Origin of the sequence: Actinomadura montaniterrae (assembly GCF_008923365.1) — a bacterium.
Lineage (GTDB): Bacteria > Actinomycetota > Actinomycetes > Streptosporangiales > Streptosporangiaceae > Spirillospora > Spirillospora montaniterrae.
The window spans coordinates 1-3,694 of the sequence record NZ_WBMR01000413.1; the positions used below are offsets into that span (position 1 = coordinate 1).

General features: G+C 65.3%; 6 protein-coding genes. 4 read left to right on the top strand and 2 right to left on the bottom strand.

All coding sequences use genetic code 11. The annotated features are described in order from the left end of the window. The 4 genes from F9B16_RS49655 to F9B16_RS49670 all read left to right on the top strand — a co-directional run. Window positions 1-292: transposase family protein (locus tag F9B16_RS49655; RefSeq protein WP_225992672.1), on the top strand; the 292-nt coding region annotated here is incomplete at its 5' end. Window positions 293-321: 29 nt separating this feature from the next. After that, a complete protein-coding gene (locus F9B16_RS49660; protein WP_151547230.1) occupies window positions 322-1,095 on the top strand; it encodes an SDR family oxidoreductase in 774 nt (257 codons plus the stop codon). 730 nt (window positions 1,096-1,825) lie between these two features. Beyond that, on the top strand, window positions 1,826-2,278 hold the full coding sequence (locus tag F9B16_RS49665) for a hypothetical protein (protein WP_151547231.1): 453 nt from the start codon (window positions 1,826-1,828) through the stop codon (window positions 2,276-2,278). A 69-nt stretch (window positions 2,279-2,347) separates the two neighbouring features. After that, window positions 2,348-2,590: a transposase gene (locus F9B16_RS49670; protein ID WP_225992673.1), complete on the top strand. Its 243-nt coding sequence runs from the start codon at window positions 2,348-2,350 to the stop codon at window positions 2,588-2,590. A 59-nt stretch (window positions 2,591-2,649) separates the two neighbouring features. Here F9B16_RS49670 and F9B16_RS53820 read toward each other — a convergent pair whose 3' ends face one another. Both F9B16_RS53820 and F9B16_RS49680 read right to left on the bottom strand, forming a co-directional pair. Next, entirely contained in the window at window positions 2,650-2,982 is a 333-nt protein-coding gene (locus F9B16_RS53820) for an IS3 family transposase (RefSeq protein WP_404800599.1), read from the bottom strand. A gap of 420 nt (window positions 2,983-3,402) precedes the next feature. Then, on the bottom strand, window positions 3,403-3,694 hold a 292-nt coding region (locus tag F9B16_RS49680), incomplete at its 5' end, for a transposase family protein (protein ID WP_225992672.1).

Consider the following 3,694-nt stretch of genomic DNA (forward strand, 5'->3'; position numbering starts at 1 on the left):
CCGGATCTGGGGCGTCGTCCGGGCGCTGGCGGCCACCGGCCTGGCCGTGCTGGCCGACAAGGCGTATCAGGGCGCCGGCGCGCACGTCCTCACGCCCTACAAGGGACACGACAAGCCCGAAGCGCAGGAGGCGAACCGCGCGCACGCCAAGCTCCGCGGGCCCGGTGAACGAGCGAACGCCCAACTCAAGTCATGGCGAATCCTGCGGAAGCTGCGCTGCTGCCCCTATCGCACCGGTCGTATCGCCAAGGCCATCCACACCCTGCGACTCCGCGAGACCACATCACGCTGAAAAAGGCACAATGATGGGCGGTCAGACTTATGTCCACGCGCGCACTGGAGGGCAAAGTTGCGCCCGTCACCGGCGAAAGCAGGGGGATCGGCCGGGCCATCGCCGAACGACTCGGCCGTGACGGCGCCGTTGTGGCCGTTGCATTCGCGCGTGATCTGGCGGAGGCGAGCGGGGTCGTAGAGCGAATCCGCGAGCAGGGCGGCCGCGCTTTCACCATCCAGACCGAACTGGGGCGATGGGGTGACGCGGCCGCTCTTTGGGCCGCCTTCGACGCGCAAATCGAACAGCACGCACCCCAAAGGGGTATCGATATTATCGTCAATAATGCGGGCCTCGGTCTCGGTGCGCACTTAACCTCACTCACCGAGGAGGAATTCGACGAGGTCTTCGCAATCAACGTACGCGCACCTTTCTTTATCGTGCAGCAGGGGCTTGACCGAATGCGCGATGGAGGACGGATCATCAATATCTCCAGTTGCGCGGCACGCTTGGCCATGCCAGAGATGATCGCCTACGGATCGACGAAGAGCGCCCTGGACACCTTTACCAGGAATCTTGCAAAGGAACTGGGCCCGCGCGGCATCACGGCGAACTCGGTGGCTCAAGGGATCGTCGGCACCGACATAAACTCGGGGTGGCTTCGCGGCAACGCAGAAGCAGAATCCCATGCCGGCTCGCTGGCCGCACTGGGCCGCCTCGGCCAGACATCTGATGTTGCCGACATCGTGGCCTTTCTCGCGTCTGATGACGCGCGATGGATCACCGGCGGAGTGATCGACGCGAGCGGCGGCATCGGACTCTAGAGTCCAATGCGAGTGCGCCTCGCATGAGTTCGCCCGCTCGCCAAGCCGGACGCTGTTGCCGCGGCCGCGCCGGGGCCAGGTGCCGCGCCTGGTCTTGAACAGCATGCTCGTCGCGTTCGGCCGAGCGGTCGTCGAGCAGCCGTCCTATCCAGGAAAGCACCGTAGGCACAGGATCGATCCTGCAGGTCGTCGTCGACCCCGACGGTGGAACGGCTCTGGGCTCTTCCGGGTTCGTCACGCGGGGGGCCTCACGACGACGTCGCTCGCCATGCCGGGTTCGATAAGAGCACCGTCCATCTGCGCTGGAAGATCCGCGAGGCGCTGTTCCGGGGGGCGAGCGAGTCGGCGCGCATGCTTCGACGACCTCGTGGCGGCCCTCGCGCGCCACGAGGTCGGGCTTGGCGTCGCCGGGCTCCCTAAATGCTGGGTGATCTTCCTGGAGGCGGCGCACCGGCCCCCGCGCCGGACAGTCCTTAACAGCCGAACGTAGAGCAGAGCGTCTCGGCATATGCGGGACGAACGACAACGACAGCAAGGACAGATCATGGCCCTCGATTTCGACGAGCCGAGCAGCCAAGGGCACTTCTGCCATTGGGTGCGGACGACGATCTATGACTATCGACGGTCGCGGGACGGCAAGACGACGGAGAAGTGGAAGCGGACCACCGAGACCTGTACCTGCGGGAGGTCGGTCCAAGGAGCTTGGACCAGGGCTTGATCTTTCGAACCGTTGAGCAACAGCGAAGGAACGATCGTGGTGGATCCGAGACAGAGTACGGCGACCGGCGAGGTCCAGCGGGCGCTGCATGCGCTGGAGGAGCAGACGCAAGTGGCGTGGTCGACGGTGAGCGGTGTCGACGGATTGGCTCTGGCCGAGGCTGGGAAGACGGTGGAAAGGGTCACGGATGCGCTGGATCCGATGTGGACCATCGTGGGCATGGCGATAGAGGCCATCGAACAGGTCCGGAGACGAGAAGTGTCCGAAGGGCTGACGGGGCAGAATCTGGAGGCATTGGACACGGCACTGGTGCACTTGGCCTACGGGCATGAGGGGCTCGGGGTGGCTCGTCACCTGCTCGGGATCGGGCGGGGCGAGCTGCTGCGGATGCAGCGGGGCGAGCTGAAGACAAGAGCCCACGCTGATAAGTGCGGGTGGGCACCTTGGGATTGGAGCAGGCACTGATGTTGCCCTGGTCTTGTGGACACCTGATCGCTTGCGACGACGGGGGCCGGGAGGAGTGCACAAGTGCCGATGTCACGACCGCCGTATCCGCCGGAGTTTCGGCGGCAGATGGCGGAGTTGGTGCTGGCAGACCGGTCGCCGGAGGAGTTGGCCAAGGAGTTCGAGCCGACCACTCAGTCGATCCGGATCTGGGTTGCTCAGGCCGAGCGGGATGAGGGCCGTCGAGACTACGGGTTGGCCAGCGCGGAAAAGGACGAGTTGGCTCGGCTGCGGCGGGAGGTCCGCCAGCTGCGGGAGGAGCGGAAGATCTGAAGAAGGCTGCGGCTTTCTTCGCCCGGGAGACCGATCGGCCCAGATGAGGTATCGGCTGATCAAGGCGGAGAAGCCGCACCATTCCGTCTTCCCGATGGCCCGGGGGCTGGGTGTGTCGTGCCAGGCGCGGTGAAGTCGCGGCCGACCAGATCGTCCGCAGGGACAGTTGAGGGTTCCCGGCGGGTCAGCCCCCTGCGGCGCCGGTGCACACCGGCAAGCCGGGCGGTGCGCATCAGACGAGCCACCCGCTTGCGCCCGACGCGCACCCCGAACTGCAGCCGTAGTTCGGCATGGACGTGCGGGGCGCCGTAGGTCCGGCGAGATCTGGCATGGATCTTGGTGATCGTCTCGGTCAGCGCCTGGTCCCGGCATGCCCGGCCCGCCAGATACAACCAGCCCTCACCGGTCGGAACGTGCGTGATGTCGGCCGTCCAGATCCGATCTGGTCCCTGAACTGCTCGACCGGCACCACTTCACCAACCGCGCCCAGGCCAAGGCGGCCTGCTTCGACTTCATCGAAGGGTTCTAAAACCCACGCTGCGCCACTCCAGCCTGGGCGTGCTCAGCCCGACCGAATCGGTCAGAATAGTCTGCACTTTCTGCGCCATACCGAAGCCCTTCCGGTCAAGAACGAAGGATATTTAAATCCACTAACCGGTCAACCGAAAGCATCAAATCATATCAGGCGACCGAAGTCACGCCGTCACACCGGGCTAGATAGCCGGGCCATAGGTCCCCTTCCCCATAGCGCGATAGCAAAGAGAAGTACACAGCATGAAGCAGTGAAGCGACGACGACAGCGTGAGCCTTTTTCAGCGTGATGTGGTCTCGCGGAGTCGCAGGGTGTGGATGGCCTTGGCGATACGACCGGTGCGATAGGGGCAGCAGCGCAGCTTCCGCAGGATTCGCCATGACTTGAGTTGGGCGTTCGCTCGTTCACCGGGCCCGCGGAGCTTGGCGTGCGCGCGGTTCGCCTCCTGCGCTTCGGGCTTGTCGTGTCCCTTGTAGGGCGTGAGGACGTGCGCGCCGGCGCCCTGATACGCCTTGTCGGCCAGCACGGCCAGGCCGGTGGCCGCCAGCGCCCGGACGACGCCCCAGATCCGG

What these genes read in the sequence shown, in the direction of transcription:
- F9B16_RS49660 (WP_151547230.1), top strand. Translation starts at nt 322, where the DNA reads ATGTCCACGCGCGCACTGGAGGGCAAAGTTGCGCCCGTCACCGGCGAA.
- F9B16_RS49670 (WP_225992673.1), top strand. Translation starts at nt 2,348, where the DNA reads ATGTCACGACCGCCGTATCCGCCGGAGTTTCGGCGGCAGATGGCGGAG.